Source organism: Pseudoclavibacter sp. 13-3, from assembly GCF_021168475.1.
Lineage (GTDB): Bacteria > Actinomycetota > Actinomycetes > Actinomycetales > Microbacteriaceae > Pseudoclavibacter_A.
Window position 1 is genome coordinate 149,939 of sequence record NZ_JAJOZT010000001.1, and the last position, 13,362, is coordinate 163,300.

General features: G+C 64.1%; 18 protein-coding genes and 3 tRNA genes. 5 read left to right on the forward strand and 16 right to left on the reverse strand.

Annotated features, from left to right (window positions below; all coding sequences use genetic code 11):
• Nucleotides 1-38 precede the first annotated feature (38 nt).
• From LRX77_RS00740 to LRX77_RS00750, 3 genes are all read right to left on the reverse strand, one after another.
• A complete protein-coding gene (locus LRX77_RS00740; protein WP_231830914.1) occupies nucleotides 39-344 on the reverse strand; it encodes a hypothetical protein in 306 nt (101 codons plus the stop codon).
• A 106-nt stretch (nucleotides 345-450) separates the two neighbouring features.
• Nucleotides 451-2,013, reverse strand: a complete 1,563-nt coding sequence (locus LRX77_RS00745; RefSeq protein WP_231830915.1) for a hypothetical protein — start codon at nucleotides 2,011-2,013, stop codon at nucleotides 451-453.
• Nucleotides 2,014-2,047: 34 nt separating this feature from the next.
• Nucleotides 2,048-2,380 carry a hypothetical protein gene (locus LRX77_RS00750; RefSeq protein WP_158031261.1) on the reverse strand — a complete coding sequence of 111 codons (333 nt, stop codon included), beginning with the start codon at nucleotides 2,378-2,380 and terminating at the stop codon, nucleotides 2,048-2,050.
• 98 nt (nucleotides 2,381-2,478) lie between these two features.
• Here LRX77_RS00750 and LRX77_RS00755 point away from each other — a divergent pair, with 98 nt between their 5' ends.
• Nucleotides 2,479-3,060: a deoxynucleotide monophosphate kinase family protein gene (locus LRX77_RS00755; protein WP_158031260.1), complete on the forward strand. Its 582-nt coding sequence runs from the start codon at nucleotides 2,479-2,481 to the stop codon at nucleotides 3,058-3,060.
• 6 nt (nucleotides 3,061-3,066) lie between these two features.
• Here LRX77_RS00755 and LRX77_RS00760 read toward each other — a convergent pair whose 3' ends face one another.
• The 7 genes from LRX77_RS00760 to LRX77_RS00790 all read right to left on the reverse strand — a co-directional run bounded on the left by LRX77_RS00760 (nucleotide 3,067) and on the right by LRX77_RS00790 (nucleotide 7,265).
• Nucleotides 3,067-3,363 carry a hypothetical protein gene (locus LRX77_RS00760; RefSeq protein ID WP_158031259.1) on the reverse strand — a complete coding sequence of 99 codons (297 nt, stop codon included), beginning with the start codon at nucleotides 3,361-3,363 and terminating at the stop codon, nucleotides 3,067-3,069.
• Between the two features lie 196 nt (nucleotides 3,364-3,559).
• Nucleotides 3,560-3,790 (reverse strand): hypothetical protein, encoded by a 231-nt coding sequence (locus LRX77_RS00765; protein WP_158031258.1) that lies wholly within the window; start codon nucleotides 3,788-3,790, stop codon nucleotides 3,560-3,562.
• A 54-nt stretch (nucleotides 3,791-3,844) separates the two neighbouring features.
• Entirely contained in the window at nucleotides 3,845-4,726 is an 882-nt protein-coding gene (locus LRX77_RS00770; RefSeq protein WP_192496665.1) for a site-specific integrase, read from the reverse strand.
• Between the two features lie 310 nt (nucleotides 4,727-5,036).
• Nucleotides 5,037-5,252: a helix-turn-helix transcriptional regulator gene (locus LRX77_RS00775; RefSeq protein WP_158031256.1), complete on the reverse strand. Its 216-nt coding sequence runs from the start codon at nucleotides 5,250-5,252 to the stop codon at nucleotides 5,037-5,039.
• A 168-nt stretch (nucleotides 5,253-5,420) separates the two neighbouring features.
• A tRNA-Ile gene (locus LRX77_RS00780) sits at nucleotides 5,421-5,494 on the reverse strand.
• Nucleotides 5,495-5,601: 107 nt separating this feature from the next.
• The gene (locus tag LRX77_RS00785) at nucleotides 5,602-6,927 is read right to left on the reverse strand and encodes a Y-family DNA polymerase (RefSeq protein WP_231830916.1); all 1,326 of its coding nucleotides are present in this window, start codon (nucleotides 6,925-6,927) and stop codon (nucleotides 5,602-5,604) included.
• Entirely contained in the window at nucleotides 6,909-7,265 is a 357-nt protein-coding gene (locus LRX77_RS00790) for a LexA family protein (protein WP_231830917.1), read from the reverse strand. The genes LRX77_RS00785 and LRX77_RS00790 overlap by 19 nt, the downstream gene beginning before the upstream one ends.
• A gap of 84 nt (nucleotides 7,266-7,349) precedes the next feature.
• Here LRX77_RS00790 and LRX77_RS00795 point away from each other — a divergent pair, with 84 nt between their 5' ends.
• Nucleotides 7,350-8,108 carry a peptidyl-tRNA hydrolase gene (locus tag LRX77_RS00795; RefSeq protein WP_231830918.1) on the forward strand — a complete coding sequence of 253 codons (759 nt, stop codon included), beginning with the start codon at nucleotides 7,350-7,352 and terminating at the stop codon, nucleotides 8,106-8,108.
• On the opposite strand, the gene LRX77_RS00800 is transcribed toward LRX77_RS00795, so the two are convergent.
• Both LRX77_RS00800 and LRX77_RS00805 read right to left on the reverse strand, forming a co-directional pair.
• A complete protein-coding gene (locus tag LRX77_RS00800; protein WP_231830919.1) occupies nucleotides 8,098-8,958 on the reverse strand; it encodes an SGNH/GDSL hydrolase family protein in 861 nt (286 codons plus the stop codon). The genes LRX77_RS00795 and LRX77_RS00800 overlap by 11 nt on opposite strands.
• A 36-nt stretch (nucleotides 8,959-8,994) precedes the next feature.
• The gene (locus tag LRX77_RS00805; protein WP_231830920.1) at nucleotides 8,995-9,918 is read right to left on the reverse strand and encodes a DMT family transporter; all 924 of its coding nucleotides are present in this window, start codon (nucleotides 9,916-9,918) and stop codon (nucleotides 8,995-8,997) included.
• A gap of 111 nt (nucleotides 9,919-10,029) precedes the next feature.
• Between LRX77_RS00805 and def the strand changes: the two genes are divergently transcribed.
• Entirely contained in the window at nucleotides 10,030-10,596 is a 567-nt protein-coding gene (def, locus tag LRX77_RS00810) for a peptide deformylase (RefSeq protein ID WP_231830921.1), read from the forward strand.
• Between the two features lie 164 nt (nucleotides 10,597-10,760).
• Here the strand turns inward: def and LRX77_RS00815 are convergent.
• A tRNA-Met gene (locus tag LRX77_RS00815) sits at nucleotides 10,761-10,842 on the reverse strand.
• A 157-nt stretch (nucleotides 10,843-10,999) separates the two neighbouring features.
• Here LRX77_RS00815 and LRX77_RS00820 point away from each other — a divergent pair.
• Nucleotides 11,000-11,245 (forward strand): hypothetical protein, encoded by a 246-nt coding sequence (locus LRX77_RS00820; protein ID WP_231830923.1) that lies wholly within the window; start codon nucleotides 11,000-11,002, stop codon nucleotides 11,243-11,245.
• A 158-nt stretch (nucleotides 11,246-11,403) separates the two neighbouring features.
• A tRNA-Asn gene (locus tag LRX77_RS00825) sits at nucleotides 11,404-11,476 on the forward strand.
• 53 nt (nucleotides 11,477-11,529) lie between these two features.
• Here the strand turns inward: LRX77_RS00825 and nrdI are convergent.
• The 3 genes from nrdI to LRX77_RS00840 all read right to left on the reverse strand — a co-directional run bounded on the left by nrdI (nucleotide 11,530) and on the right by LRX77_RS00840 (nucleotide 13,278).
• Entirely contained in the window at nucleotides 11,530-11,964 is a 435-nt protein-coding gene (nrdI, locus tag LRX77_RS00830; RefSeq protein ID WP_231830924.1) for a class Ib ribonucleoside-diphosphate reductase assembly flavoprotein NrdI, read from the reverse strand.
• A 95-nt stretch (nucleotides 11,965-12,059) separates the two neighbouring features.
• Nucleotides 12,060-12,671, reverse strand: coding sequence for a TetR/AcrR family transcriptional regulator (locus LRX77_RS00835; protein WP_231830925.1), 612 nt, complete (start codon nucleotides 12,669-12,671; stop codon nucleotides 12,060-12,062).
• A 148-nt stretch (nucleotides 12,672-12,819) separates the two neighbouring features.
• Nucleotides 12,820-13,278, reverse strand: a complete 459-nt coding sequence (locus tag LRX77_RS00840) for a GNAT family N-acetyltransferase (RefSeq protein ID WP_231830926.1) — start codon at nucleotides 13,276-13,278, stop codon at nucleotides 12,820-12,822.
• Between the last annotated feature and the right edge of the window lie 84 nt (nucleotides 13,279-13,362).

Below are 13,362 nucleotides of genomic sequence, written 5' to 3' on the forward strand. Positions count from 1 at the left end.
GCAGAGGTGCTGTCAGAAGGTCGTATGCGCGGATGCCGTCACACTCCCTCCAGTCGACCTCCGAGCCCGCGCGCTGCTGGAGCCAGCACTCGGACTGGATGCAGTGCGACCACACGGACTGGTGTGAGGCGTGCGAGCGGCTGCCCGGACTTCACCGGCACGACCCTCGGACCTGCGGTGATCAGCAGCAGGGTGATCTCGCCGGTGAAGCCCGGGGGCAGAAAGGTCGATGCCCCGTCCAGGTGCAGACCTCGAGCCCGCTGCTCCGGGTAGAGCGAGACGATCGCTGAGACATCATCTGGGAGAGCGACATGAACGCCAGTGTGGATGAGAGTTGGTCCCATCCCCGGCGAGACGATCCCGACTTCGTCCGCTCTCAGCCCGAAATCGCTTGCGAGCGAACGTGGCCCGCTGTACCGCAGAATCTTCATGGGACCACCTATGCGCCCATCACCGGTGCGCTGGCAGGTGTGCCTTTCGACGAGCGACAGTCATGATGACGACGCCTGCGATCACAAGGGCCAGGGCTGCGGCACCAATCCAGATGGTCGCTGACGAACCACCGGTTCGGGCGAGCAGCCCGCTCGTGGCCGCCGGGTCATCGTGCACGACGACATTCTCACTGTCAGGCGTTTCCGACTGCACCTCACCGGGGGCCTGCGTCGCCGACGAATCATCGTCTGTCTGGTTGTCAGCCCCTGGGGCTGCTGGATCAGTGGGTGTTGCGGGGGTATCGGGGTCCACCGGAGTGGTCGGGGTGTCAGTGTCCTCTGACCCGCTGTCGGATAGGACGGGGAGCTGGACATTCCGATAGCGATTCGCGAAGCGCTCATCACCGTGCGGTACCTCACCGTTGACTGTCACCCGTCCTCGGGACATCGCATGGGTGGTCACAGTCCCCGAGTCTGCAACGACGTACTCTCGCATGTTGTGGCCCCAGTTCGACCACCCCTTGCCGCTCTCGACTGGTTCGGTGTCCCACGCATCGACGTATGCATGGGTGCCCGGCGTGGAGAACAGCGTCTGAAGCTTCGCTTTCCACTCATCCGTGGTGAAGATGTCCCCATCCACACCTGGAGGTGTGGTGGCTTCGACATAGTCGGGGTGGGCCATGTCCCAGTTGCCGTCCGCGTCGGTGGTGAATCTGAGCCCCACATGCCACAGCCTCGGATCTGGCATGTCTGCTTTCGAGCCATTGAACATGACGGACACATTGTGCACGCCACCTGCGTTGACCTTCCCCTTTCGTCCGCCGTCCGTGATGGTGACGGCGTTCGAGTCCGCGGCATCAGTGTTGACAACGGCGGTCTCTGTGGCAGTCTTCTTCCAGTCCTTGGTGTACCCGGTGACGCTCACCGGATCACCTGACTCGAGGTCGATGAACCCGCTGTGGAATGGTGAGTCGATACTGACGGACCTCGTGGTGATATTGGGGTCGCCCCAAGTGTCGTCGTGAGCGACCGGCAGCGTATCGGAGTAGACATGGCCATCGTGCGTGAGCGCGTATTGCACGTACTCGACATCGTCACCGACACGGAGCACAGAGCTGTCGCTGATGTCTTTGGAGACGAAGGAGACAGTCGAGTCGGTGCTGCCGGGCTCCGGAATGTCGACTTCTGCGGTGGCCAGAGGCCCCTGCCCCCTCTCGTCCAGATCAGTCGAGAACGCATAGCCCTCAATCCTGATCCGACCGTGGTCTGTGCCCAATTTGTTGGCGAACATGTCGATGACGTCGTTGACTGGGATGGTCGTCTCACTGACCATGTCGGGGTCGAAGAATACGTACCCGCGTATCGACCGGTCGCTGGAATGGTCGCTCTCATCTGTCAGGAAGAAGGAGTTCACTCCTTGGGAGGTGACGGTGATGCCGGTCTCGGTGAAGTCGGTCACGCTCAGCTTGGGCTCGAGCGTCGGCTGCCCACCGTCTGCGGCCACAGCTGGTGCACCGCTGGACAGCAGGGCAAGCGAGAGGAGCGCGCTGGTGATGATGCGCCCGCGTGGAGTTTTGAGCATGAGGTCCTCACTGTTCGACATGGACACCAAATGCCTATGCGGAGAGGCGGTTGGGGTCCTTCTCGTGTCGCTCACGCTGAAAACCAGGTAAGGCCGCCATCAGGCTCCCGGGCTCGCGGTACGCCGGCTTGAGCCCGACGTGATCGTCTCGTTCCTCGAAGCACTCTTCGACGATCGCTTCCGTGTCGTAGTCTCGGGAGCTGATCTGGAAGTCATCTTCCACGAGCATCCGCGCAATCGAGCGGGCGCCAGGAGACATGCCGCTGAGCGTCGTCTCCGGTGCAGCCTGCTGCTTCTGAGCGAATTGCCCTGGATTGCCGTTTCGACGGTTGCCTCGCGGATGCAGGAACCGATTCCATCTGCCCATGTACTCTCCCAAAGTCTGGTGTGGTTCGCGTCCGTTCCAAGTCGGTGTCGACGCCCCATCGACGAATGTGGGCTGCTGCCACGCGCATAGACCACCGCATGACCGAATCTGCTCCAACGCACTACCCGCGCCTGTTCGGCATCGGCGGACACTACCGTTCCGGGAAAGACACTTTTGCAGGGCTCTTGGCAGAGCATCACGAGCCGACGGTCGTCCTGGGGTTCTCGGACCCCCTGCATGATGCCCTCGCTGCGCTGAACCCGTACGTCGAACCGGGCGTGCGTTTCAGCGACCTCATCGCCAGCGGTCTCTCGTTCACCGAGGCGAAAGCCCACCCGGAGGTCCGTGCCCTACTCCAACGCCTCGGCACCGACGTCGGGCGGAACATCATCAACCAGAACTGCTGGGTAAACATCGCCGAGCGACGAATCGAAGAGGCCTTCAACGAAGGAGCCAGTGTAGTCATCACAGGGGTACGATTCCCGAACGAGCTGGCCCTGATCAAACGGCTCGGAGGGTTCACAATCTGGGTGGATCGCAACATCGACCGTCGTCTTGCGGCTCACCCGTCCGAGCGCTCTCTTACGTCAGGGGCGTTCGACGCTGTGGTTTTCAACAACGGTACGCTCGAAGACTTGTCCCACGCTGCGGCAGACTTCGCGAGGTACAACGTGTCCTGAAGTCGTTCAGCGCGCCGGTGGCATCGGCGGGATGGGGCCACGGTCACGGTGTTCGACCCGGTAGCGGACGGCTTCCGGGTCGTCGGGATCACTGCCAGGTGCGACCTGCAGGGGTGGCACCTGCCGTGGCGGTGGGAAGCCGTGCTCGTGCAGCCCCTGGTACTTGCGCCCGAACGCCGGAGGCGGCGGTGGACCGTCGTCGAGGCTGACCTCACTGATCGTGAGTCTCCGGGCAGCGAACTGGCCGCCGTTGCCGGTGGTGAGATTGCCGCGAGGGTGTTTGGCCGGGTCGAAGGAGCTCATGCCTGCAATGTGTGCTGCCACTCGAGCTGAAGTCGCCGACGGATCACCGGTAGAGGGTCACCCTCCAGACGGTCGCCCCGATCGCCGCCCAGACGGGGAGGCTGAACGCCAGGCCGTAGCCGAGTCCTCGGAAGAACCGCGTACCCTCGTCATGCCGAGCTGACTGTGTGCTCTCGAATGTGTCCATGCATTCGACCTATGCGCCTCGGTAGAGCCGCGGGTCAGCGCCGAGGAACGCGAACCATCCATGCAGGTACCCGAACACGAGAACGGCGATCAGCAAGACGAAGACCGCTACCTTCGCCAGCTTCTTCGCCCACGCAATGCCACTGGATGCGGCGAGCAGCAGGATGGTGCCGGCGGACAGCCCGGTGAGCCCGGACAACCACGAGACGACAGACTGAACTTTGGCTGAGATGTCCTCCATGACCATTGCGTATGCGTTCCAACCCGACCACTGTCCGGCGCCGGGTCGTCTGGTTCAGTCGCCGTATCCGAATGCGTCCTGCAGCAGCGCTGCCGTGCGCTGATCCACCCAGGGCAGCTCCTTGATGTAGAACCGCCGTGTGGTCTCCGTCGACGCGTGGCCCAAGAGCTTCGCTGCGAGCTCCAGATCACCGAGGGAGGCGATCTCCGTGGCCACGGTCTTGCGCATCGTTGAGAACAGCACATTGTCGACCGCTGACTCGAGATCGTCGAACAGCCCCTGGTCGACGGCCCAGTCACGGAACTTCCGAAAGGCCCGGTCCAGATTGTTCAGCAGGTACGGTGTGCCCTGCCGAGTCTGGAAGAGGTAACCGTCGTCGTCCGTCTGCACCTGCAGCTTCGTCATGATGATGTCGGCGGCAAACACCGGCAGACAGATGATGCGCATCTGACGAGCCCGTTTCGGTGTCGGCTTGCGCTGCCCGTTCTGCTGCATGGTTCCGTTCACAGAGACGAACACCTGCTCGTCGGCGATCAGCACGTCCCTGCGCCTCAGGGCGAGCACCTCCCCCGGTCGCATGCTCGTCCCCAGCACCACGTCGAGGATCCGACGGATGTCCGCATTCGGCCGCACGCCCCGACGTTTCGTCGACTCCCACTGGATCAGCACCCTGCGCACCACGTCGACATCATGAGCGCTCAGCGCCTCGCGCTCCGTCTTCGCCGGCCTGATCGGTGTGGTCGCAGCCGCGAAGTCACGCTCAATGAGCCCCATGCGCACGAGATGCTGGCAGACCATGCTGAGCACAATCCGAGACATCTTGGCGTTCCACGCTCCCCGTTCCGCCAGAATGCTGGCGACGATGCCTTCGAGTAGGGGGACACTCAGTTCGCGGATCAGCACTCTCGACAGGCGGTTGTGCAGCGTCCGATTCAAGCAACGCTGATACTGGTCGAGTGTCCCGGGGGCAGCATTGGGGTGAGACCGCCGATATGCCTCAAGCCACATTTTCCCAGCGGCTTCGAGTGTCGAGTCGACGCCGAGAGTGTGAGTACTGCCGAGAAGCTGCGTCACCGCCGCTTGGAGCAGTGCCAGCGCTGTAGCCGGGTCAGGGCCACTGCGCTCGATCTGACGTGAGACGCCGTCCATCGGGTAGACCCGGCATCTGGCGATCCAACGCTCCCCTGCCTGATGGACAGAGAACGGCGAATGCGAACCCGGACTTTTCGTCGGCCGACCCATCAGCTCAGGCTGCTTTCTGATCGGGAGAGTTTCCCTCCATCTCCAGCAGATATTGGTCGACGGTCTCCTGCCGCCAACGGACGGATCCGCCGATCTTCACTGCGCGAGGGCCTTCGCCCTTCGACCGCAGATTGCGGATCGTCTTCTCCGAGACGCTCAGATACCGGGCGAGATCTTTGATCGTCAACAGGGATGGCGATGCTGCATGTTGTGGTGTCATGCACTCCCCTATGCGCGTCGAGGGCGGCCACGTTCGCAGGCGGGACAAATCGGGATATGCCTGAGCCGAGACCACTGTTCGGAGGGGTTTTTGCTGAGTTTTTGCTGGATTGGAACATCCGCGGCCCTTCGGGATCAGGGGCGATCCGCGGAATACCGGGGCAAAACGTGGGGCGTGTGGGACTTGAACCCACGACCAAGGGATTATGAGTCCCGTGCTCTAACCAGCTGAGCTAACGCCCCCGACCGCGATTGCGCGCTGAGATGCCGCAGCCAACAGTCAATCGTACCGGGTGCGGCACAGCGATGCAGTTCGATGGCCGTGTCTCGCAGAACAGGCCTCTGAGCGATCATCTCGCGATGACGGTTGCGAGCTCGTCCCATCTGGTCGTCGCTCGCGGTGAGAGCATGTCGCGCTTCATCTGCCACGCCGGCCCGGTCTTCAGACCTGCCGCTCCGAGAGCGACCGCGTTGCCGCCAAGCCGTTCGTTCACCTGGTCGAGCATCGATCCCAGTCGGCCCGTCGCCTGAGGCGGTTCGTCGAAGAGGTCGAACTCCTGCTGTTCTCCGGGCTGTCGCAGATCGCTCAACGTGATGCCTGCACGCACATAGCGGCGGTCGTCGAGCATGTGCGGCAGGATGAGCGCATGCGCCCGCTTCGCGACCGTCACCGGGTCGTCTGTACGCGGGGTCACCTCGATCGCCCCGCTCGCCGTGTGCATCGGAGGGCTCGCCCAGGCTGTGGATGCGAATGCCTGCACGGCTCCGGCAACAGAGCCCTGTGCCCGCAGCCGTCGGGTCACATACTGTGCATAGACCGTCAGCACTTCATGCATCTCGTCGACTGTCGTGACAGGAGTCGAGAACGATCGCGAGTACATCACCTGCTGCCGTGTGCTGGGTTGCACGTCGTAGTCGATGCAGGGCTGTCCGCGCAGCTCGAGGATGGTGTGGGCCATGCTGACGCTGAATCGACGACGCATCTGCTCGACGTCGGCGTCGCGCAGCGCGGCTGCGGTGTCGATTGCCAAGACGGCGAGCCGTTTGCTGGTGCGCCGCCCGACGCCCCAGATCTCACTCGCCGGCGTTGCTCGCAGGATGCGATCGAGCTGATCGGCCGAATACCAGTCGGTGTTGGCGACCCCGTTCAGTGCCGTGTTCAGCTTTGCGCCGTGACTCGCCAGCTTCGCGAGGGTTCGGGTGGGCGCGATGCCGACTGACACCGGCACGCCGATGTCATGGCGGAGGCGATGGCGCATCTCGCGAGCGGCAGCCGTCATCTGATCTGTGGTGCCGTGCACGCGCACGAATGCTTCGTCGATGGAATAGACCTCGACGCAGTCGCTGAACCGTTGGAGCATCGACATGATGCGCCCGGAAATCTCGCCGTAGAGCTCATAGTTCGATGACCGTGCGATGACACCGTGCTTGTCGGCCCAGGCCTGCAGCCGGAACCATGGCTCGCCCATGGGAATGCCGATCGCCTTCGCCTCGGCGCTGCGAGCCACGACGCAGCCGTCGTTGTTCGAGAGCACCACGACGGGTCTGCCCTCGAGCCCCGGGTGAAAGATGCGCTCGCAGGCGGCGAAGCACGAGTTGACGTCGACCAGTGCGAAGCGCTCGCCACGTGTCTTCGACCGGGCGCCTGCCGCCCCGTTCACAGTCGATGCAGGCATCGTGTCGCGACTCCCCAGATCGACAGCTCCTGGCCTTCGCGCATGCGAATCACTGGATGCCCGGGATGCTCCGCATGCAGCTCGGGGCCGGAAGCCGTCAGCCGAAACCGTCTGATCGTCAGCTCGCCGTCGACCACGGCGATGACGATGCTGCCGTCTGACGGGGTGAGCGAACGATCGACGATGATCTCGTCGCCGTCGAAGATGCCGGCCCCGACCATTGCGTCGCCGACAACTTTCACGACGAATGTCGTCAGCGGATCGTCGATCAGATGCTCGTTCAGATCGAGTGTGCCGTCGAAATAGTCTTGCGCGGGAGAGGGAAAACCTGCTACCACGACACCTCCGATCGTTCGAATATATGTTCGAGCATACCCGGTGCCTCCGACATGAACAGGCAGGGGCGCCTACCATGTGCATTGATGAGCATTGCAGAGCAACCCCTGATCGCACGCCAGAGCGCTGACGTGCCGACCACTCTGGCATCGAACCCGGCCCAGAACCCGGCCCAGACCCCGGGGCCCGCAGCTCGCGCACCCGGCATGCCGCATCCCCACGACGAGGCCGACCCCCTCGCGCTCGTCATCGTCGTCGACGGCGCGAAGACGCCCGAGGGCCACCTGCAGGCCGGCGCCGAAGATCTCTACGACGCGGCCGCGCGCGCGATCACCGCGATGCTGTACGACGCCCGCCCCGAGTGCATCGCACGCGTGCGCGCCTGGACCGACGATCGCATCCGCAAGATCGTCAAGCGGGCACGCAACCGGGCGTGGCGGCAGATCGACGCCCTCGACCTGCCGCATGTCACTGTCACCGTGGGCAGCGCGACGGTCGCGGTGTTCGCTCCCCTGCGCCCGTCTGAGTACCCGCCGGTGCTGCGCAGCGCGCAGGTCTCCGGGCTCCAGGCAGAGGCCATCGGTCGCCCGCCGCATCCAGGCGCGATCACGGTGCACGTCAACGATGCGCTGCACATGTCGACCGGCAAGACCCTCGCTCAGCTCGGCCATGCGGTGCAGATCTTCGCCGACGAGCTGCCGGCCGAGGCGGCGGCCTGGACCGCTGCCGGCTGCGCGGTGCACGTCGTGCCGGGCATCCCGGCCGACGAGCTTGCGGTGCGCATCGAAGATGCGGGCTTCACCGAGGTGCCGCCCGGCTCGCTCACGGCGGCGATCAGTCTCTGAGCGCCTGAGGCGTCGAAACGTCGTCGTCGTACCGACCGACCTGCGATGCGTCGATCAGCGTGATGAGGCGGTCGGCGATCACCTCGTTGCCGATCTCGTTCGGGTGGTCGCCGTCGGCGAGAATCCACTCGGGATGCCCCTGCATGATCTGCCCCACGTCGAGATAGGTCGCGTGGATCTCGCCGGCGGCCCGCCGCACGTCGTCACGAATCTGCGGCAGTGAACCCGGCTCGTCGGCCGCGTTCCAGAAGGGCGAGACCACATAGATCGTGGCCTGCGGGTACCGGTCGCGCAGATCGGTGAAGAAGTCGAGCACGGCGTCGTACTGGTCCCCGAGGTCGTCCCATGCGCCGATGTCGTTGCCACCGCCGGTGACCATGACGACGTCGGCCGCGGGGTCGGGCAGACTGTCGAGCACGTCTTGATAGTCGGGTCGCGGGTCGTCGGGAGTTCCCCAGGCGGTCACGTAGCCGGTGCCGCCCAATGCCACGTTGTTCTCCGTCCACCCCATGCGCTCGGCGATGAGGGTGGTGAACCGCGCGGTCGGGTCGTCGAGAACCTCGCCTGACGTGTACGAGTCACCGATCACCAGCATGTCGGCACCAACGTGCCGAGTCGGGCCGTCATGTTCGCCGGCGGCGCTGGGCCGGTCTGGTGTCGCCGGCGCGCCCGATGCGGATGCCGTGGTGCCGTTCGAGGAGCCATCGTGACTCGCCGCGTGGTCACCACGCGGGTCACCGGTCGTCGCCGAACTCGGTGCGAGTCGAGCGCCTGCGTCAGGCGAGGTCGACAGGAGGATTCCCCCGGCGACGGTCGCCGCGGTGGCCGCGGCTCCGATCGTTCTGCGCACCCATTTGCCTTGCACAGCGACGATGATACTCCCGTCTCAGGAGCGCGGCGGAGGGCTGATCTTGAGACGCTCCTCGGCACGCCTGACGCCGCGCACCTGTGGGTGGTGGCGTGCGATGACGAAGACGCCGCCGACACCGACCGCACCCGTGATCACGAAGGCGACCAGCATCCACAGGGGCGCCTTCGTCGCCTCTTCGAGCACGATCATGCCGATCAGCACGGCGACCAGCGGATCGATCACGGTGAGCCCGGCCATGACCAGATCAGGCGGCCCCGAGGCGTGGGCGTTCTGCACGAACCACGACCCGAGCGCAGCGGTCACGGCCAGGGCGAGGGCGGTGACGATGGTGAGCCATTCGAAGTCGCCGTCGCGTACGCGGGCGACCAGCAGTTTGGCGAGGGTCGAGACGAAGGCGAAGAGCACACCAGCACCGATGATGTAGACGACGGCACGTGTTCTGCGGCCGAACAGGGCGAAGCCGATGGCGAAGACGACCAGCACGCAGGCGAGCAGCACCAGTACGGCGAGGAGGCGCTGATCGGTGACGGGATGGTCTTCGGCGATGGTCGCGGCCATGAAGACGAAGAGTCCGATGCCGACCATGCACATCGCCACACCGGTCAGCACCGAACGGCCGATGTGCAGACTGGCCAGGTGCGCGTTCAGGTAGGTCGTCAGCACGAGTGCGATGATTCCGATCGGCTGCACGACCATGATCGGAGCCATGCTCAGCGCGGTGACCTGCACGACCACGGAGAGCCCGAGCAGCAGCGTGCCGAACACCCAGCGCTTCGAGCGGAAGAGGTTCAGCAGCTCGCGCAGGCTGAATCCGCCCGTGCCCGCATGCTCGTCGATGCTCTTGTCGGTCTTGGCGACGCCGGAGCTCTGCATCTGGGTGCCGATGGACATGATCACGGCGCCCAGCGCTGCGATCAGGATGGCGATGGCATTGCCCACGAATTCACGTCCTGTTCGATCGGTGCCTCCATGGTATCGGTCGAGCTCGACGCGTCGGCTCTGTGGCGCGGTGCGTCGGCCGATCGTGGAGTCACGGCGGATAATGGAGCCATGACCATTCTTCCCATCGTGGTGACGGGCGAGCCCGTGCTGCACCACGTCGCCCAGCCTGTGACCGCTTTCGATGACGACCTGCGCACCCTGGTCGCCGACATGTTCGAAACCATGTACGAAGCGCCGGGGGTCGGGCTCGCCGCACCACAGGTCGGGGTCGACGCACGACTCTTCGTCTACGGCTGGACCGACGATCACGGTACCGAGCACACCGGCGTTGCGGCGAATCCGGAACTCTGGGTCACTCCCCTGCCCATCGGCGAACTCGACGACGACGAAGATGCAGAGGGCTGCCTCTCGGTGCCGGGCCTGAGATTCCCGACCCGCCGATCGACGCGGGCGATTCTCAAGGCTCAGGACGAGAACGGAGAGCACTACGAGGCGCACGCCGAAGGCTGGCTCGCTCGCATCTTCCAGCATGAGTACGACCATCTCGACGGCGTTCTCTACGTAGATCGTCTGGAGGATCCCCACGCCTATGCCGCGCGCAAGATCATCCGCAAACAGAAATGGGGCCGGCCAGGGCTTTCTTGGACACCCGGAATCGACGACATCGACGCATGAAGACGATGCCGACGCAGAAAAAAGTCTGCTGACCTCACAGGGGGGGGGGAAGCGAGATCAGCAGACACGAAATAGTACGTAGATCGCCGGCGCAGATGCAAACCCTGGGCAGGTCATCGGCGCAGATGGCGACCGAGTCGCGCATCCCCTGACACTCGGTCGAGACGCGATGGCAGGATTCGAACCTGCGACGGCTGGCGCGACGGGCTATGAGACCGTCTCCTTCGTCCACTTGGATACACCGCGTTGAAGTGCCCATGCTACGGCGAGTCAGTTTTGCGGCGGGCAAGATGACAGAGTGTGAACCGGCGCGGCGCGCCCTGCATGAGATGATTGTGCGTGACGGCGACGTGTCGCGCACCGCGCCACGAGCCGAACATGCAACGCATCGAGGAGCAAGACTATGAACGCGCCAAGCGCCAAGAACGAACCGGGCCGCAAGATCCAAGCCGTGAGCCACGGCCTCACATTCACTTCGCTGATTCTCGTCATCGTGTCGCTGGGCCTGTTCATCGGTGGCGGCTTCGTGCTCGGAAACGCGCCGATGAAGGGCGACGCCGGGCTGTGGGAGCACCTGCTCGGCCTGCTCATGATGACGGCCGGGTTCTTCACCGCACTGCAGGTCTCGACCTGGTTCTCGAACGACTGATTCGCCCGGCGACGAAACGTCGAACGCCTCTGCCCTGAGCGGCAGGGGTGTTCTGCGTCTCTCGACACGCCCGAGGCTGCCGCTGAGAACCTGTAGAACTGCCTGAGTTTGGCGTCACGACAGCCAGTTGCTATTATGGAGAAGTTGCAACGCGGTATTCCCCTGTAGCTCAATTGGCAGAGCATTCGGCTGTTAACCGAAGGGTTGTTGGTTCGAGTCCAACCGGGGGAGCAAAAGCCCCAGCCGGTCGAATCATCCTGGCGGGGGCTTTTTTCATGCCCTGTTCATGCTCTCTGCCGATGATGCCTCTCCTCCAACTGCTGGTCGAGCTCCTCGAGAATCTCTCTGCACCTGGCCACGTCTTCCTGCGTGCCGGAGAGCTCGAATTCGAAGAGCATGGGCCGCCCGGAGCGCGCGGCGATCTGTCGTGCCGCTGCCTGGTAGTGCTCACCGAAGTTCCGGTTGCCAGATCCGATGACTCCGACCATCTGCCGACGATTCTGCGCCGAGGCGAGAAACTTCAGCACAGCCTTCGGCAGCGTGTCATTGTCGCCGTTGCCCGCCTTGTACGAGGGCGTCAGGAGTACCCATGGGCCGTCGGTGACGCTGTTGCGCACATCATGGTCTGAGAGATCACGGACCTCCCGTTTCAGGTGCCCGGCGAACCGGCGCACGAGACCGCTCGCCGACGAGTAGAAGTAGATTGGCGTCTCTCTCATGCCTACCATCATGCCCCTTGCCGGTGCTCGCCCTGAACTGCCGCAGGGCGCGCTGCACGATCGATCAGCAGACTGGGTATCACGCCATCAGAGGTTCACGGGTGGAGCGTGGCCGCCAGAGCGGCAACCTGCGCACTGCGCCGGGCGTCGACCTCGCCGAGATCCTGCGAGTCGTGGGAGCAGAACGCGCGGGGCAGCAGCATTCCGGAGAGAATGCCGCAGATCTCATCCGCATTCGGCATCTCGTCGATCTCTCCCCGATCGACCGACCGTTCGAGAGCGGATCGGACAGCACTGCGAAAGGCCCTGGCGAAGTCTCTGCTCGACAGCTGTCTGGACCGGTCGCCCGACGAGCCTCGGTAGGCCAGATACGGCAGCACCGAACGCAGAAAACGATCGTTCAGCCGTTCGACGCAGGCGAGCTGAATGGCACAGAGGTCTTCTTCGAGAGATCCATGGTCTGATGTGGTGAACGCTGTGGTTCGTGAGTCGACGATGATCAGCAGCATCTCATCGAGGTTCGTGAAACGGCGATAGAAGGCCGGTCTCGTCGTCTTCGCCGCAGAGACGACCGAAGATATCGTCACTGCGCTGAGCCCGTGCGTGAGCGTGATGTCGACGACAGCCGCGGTGATGGCCTGTGAGATGCCCTCATCGAGAGGCCGACCGACGCCCCCGAGTGCCGACATGCGTTCGGGGGCAGTCACAGGACTCCTTGTTGAGGCGAATCAAACTGTTCGTCTCGGGCCCGAAGACCCGAGACGAACTCCCCCCCCTGCTCCCCCGTTGCACAGTGTATCGCATAATCATCATCTGATGTGCCAGATGTACACGCGCTGCCAGCATCGCCCAAGTTCACATCGGCATGCGTCCGACGGACTCGCCATAGGGCGTCTCGCCGATGGTCTCGAAGCCGACGTGCTCGAAGAACGGGCCGGGCCCCTCCTCCCCCGGTTCATAGATCACGTAGAGCGCCGCGCAGCCGCGTGAGCGAGCTTCGTCGGCCAGTGCATCGACCGCGAATCGTCCGATGCCTCGCCCCTGACCACGTGCATCGACATGGATGCGCCAGAGCGCAGCGCTGAACTCGTCGCGGTCGGCGTCGGGGTCGAAGCTGCCGTGGATGAAACCGACCACTTCATCGGTCTCGTCATCGACGACGACCCGTTGCCATGCGGTGTCGGGATTCACCACCGAGACGGCAGCAGAGTACGAGACGGGGGCGATGTACTGCGCCTGGCCGGGCTTCAACGAGAGCGCGTTCGCCGCGATGATGTATTTCGCGTTCAGTTGTTCAAGTCTCAATGTGCTCATGGCAGCATCATATGGCACCTCGCCGGCGAACACCTGAGCATATACGTCTGCACGCGCCCGACCGCGACCTCGCGCTGCGCTGGG

Coding starts and splice junctions, on each gene's coding strand:
- LRX77_RS00785 (WP_231830916.1), bottom strand. CDS start 6,927: ATGCCTGCATCGACTGTGAACGGGGCGGCAGGCGCCCGGTCGAAGACA.
- LRX77_RS00755 (WP_158031260.1), top strand. CDS start 2,479: ATGACCGAATCTGCTCCAACGCACTACCCGCGCCTGTTCGGCATCGGC.
- nrdI (WP_231830924.1), bottom strand. CDS start 11,964: ATGAGAGAGACGCCAATCTACTTCTACTCGTCGGCGAGCGGTCTCGTG.
- LRX77_RS00760 (WP_158031259.1), bottom strand. CDS start 3,363: ATGAGCTCCTTCGACCCGGCCAAACACCCTCGCGGCAATCTCACCACC.
- LRX77_RS00765 (WP_158031258.1), bottom strand. CDS start 3,790: ATGGAGGACATCTCAGCCAAAGTTCAGTCTGTCGTCTCGTGGTTGTCC.
- LRX77_RS00795 (WP_231830918.1), top strand. CDS start 7,350: ATGAGCATTGCAGAGCAACCCCTGATCGCACGCCAGAGCGCTGACGTG.
- LRX77_RS00775 (WP_158031256.1), bottom strand. CDS start 5,252: ATGACACCACAACATGCAGCATCGCCATCCCTGTTGACGATCAAAGAT.
- LRX77_RS00840 (WP_231830926.1), bottom strand. CDS start 13,278: ATGAGCACATTGAGACTTGAACAACTGAACGCGAAATACATCATCGCG.
- LRX77_RS00750 (WP_158031261.1), bottom strand. CDS start 2,380: ATGGGCAGATGGAATCGGTTCCTGCATCCGCGAGGCAACCGTCGAAAC.
- def (WP_231830921.1), top strand. CDS start 10,030: ATGACCATTCTTCCCATCGTGGTGACGGGCGAGCCCGTGCTGCACCAC.
- LRX77_RS00820 (WP_231830923.1), top strand. CDS start 11,000: ATGAACGCGCCAAGCGCCAAGAACGAACCGGGCCGCAAGATCCAAGCC.
- LRX77_RS00740 (WP_231830914.1), bottom strand. CDS start 344: ATGGGACCAACTCTCATCCACACTGGCGTTCATGTCGCTCTCCCAGAT.
- LRX77_RS00745 (WP_231830915.1), bottom strand. CDS start 2,013: ATGCTCAAAACTCCACGCGGGCGCATCATCACCAGCGCGCTCCTCTCG.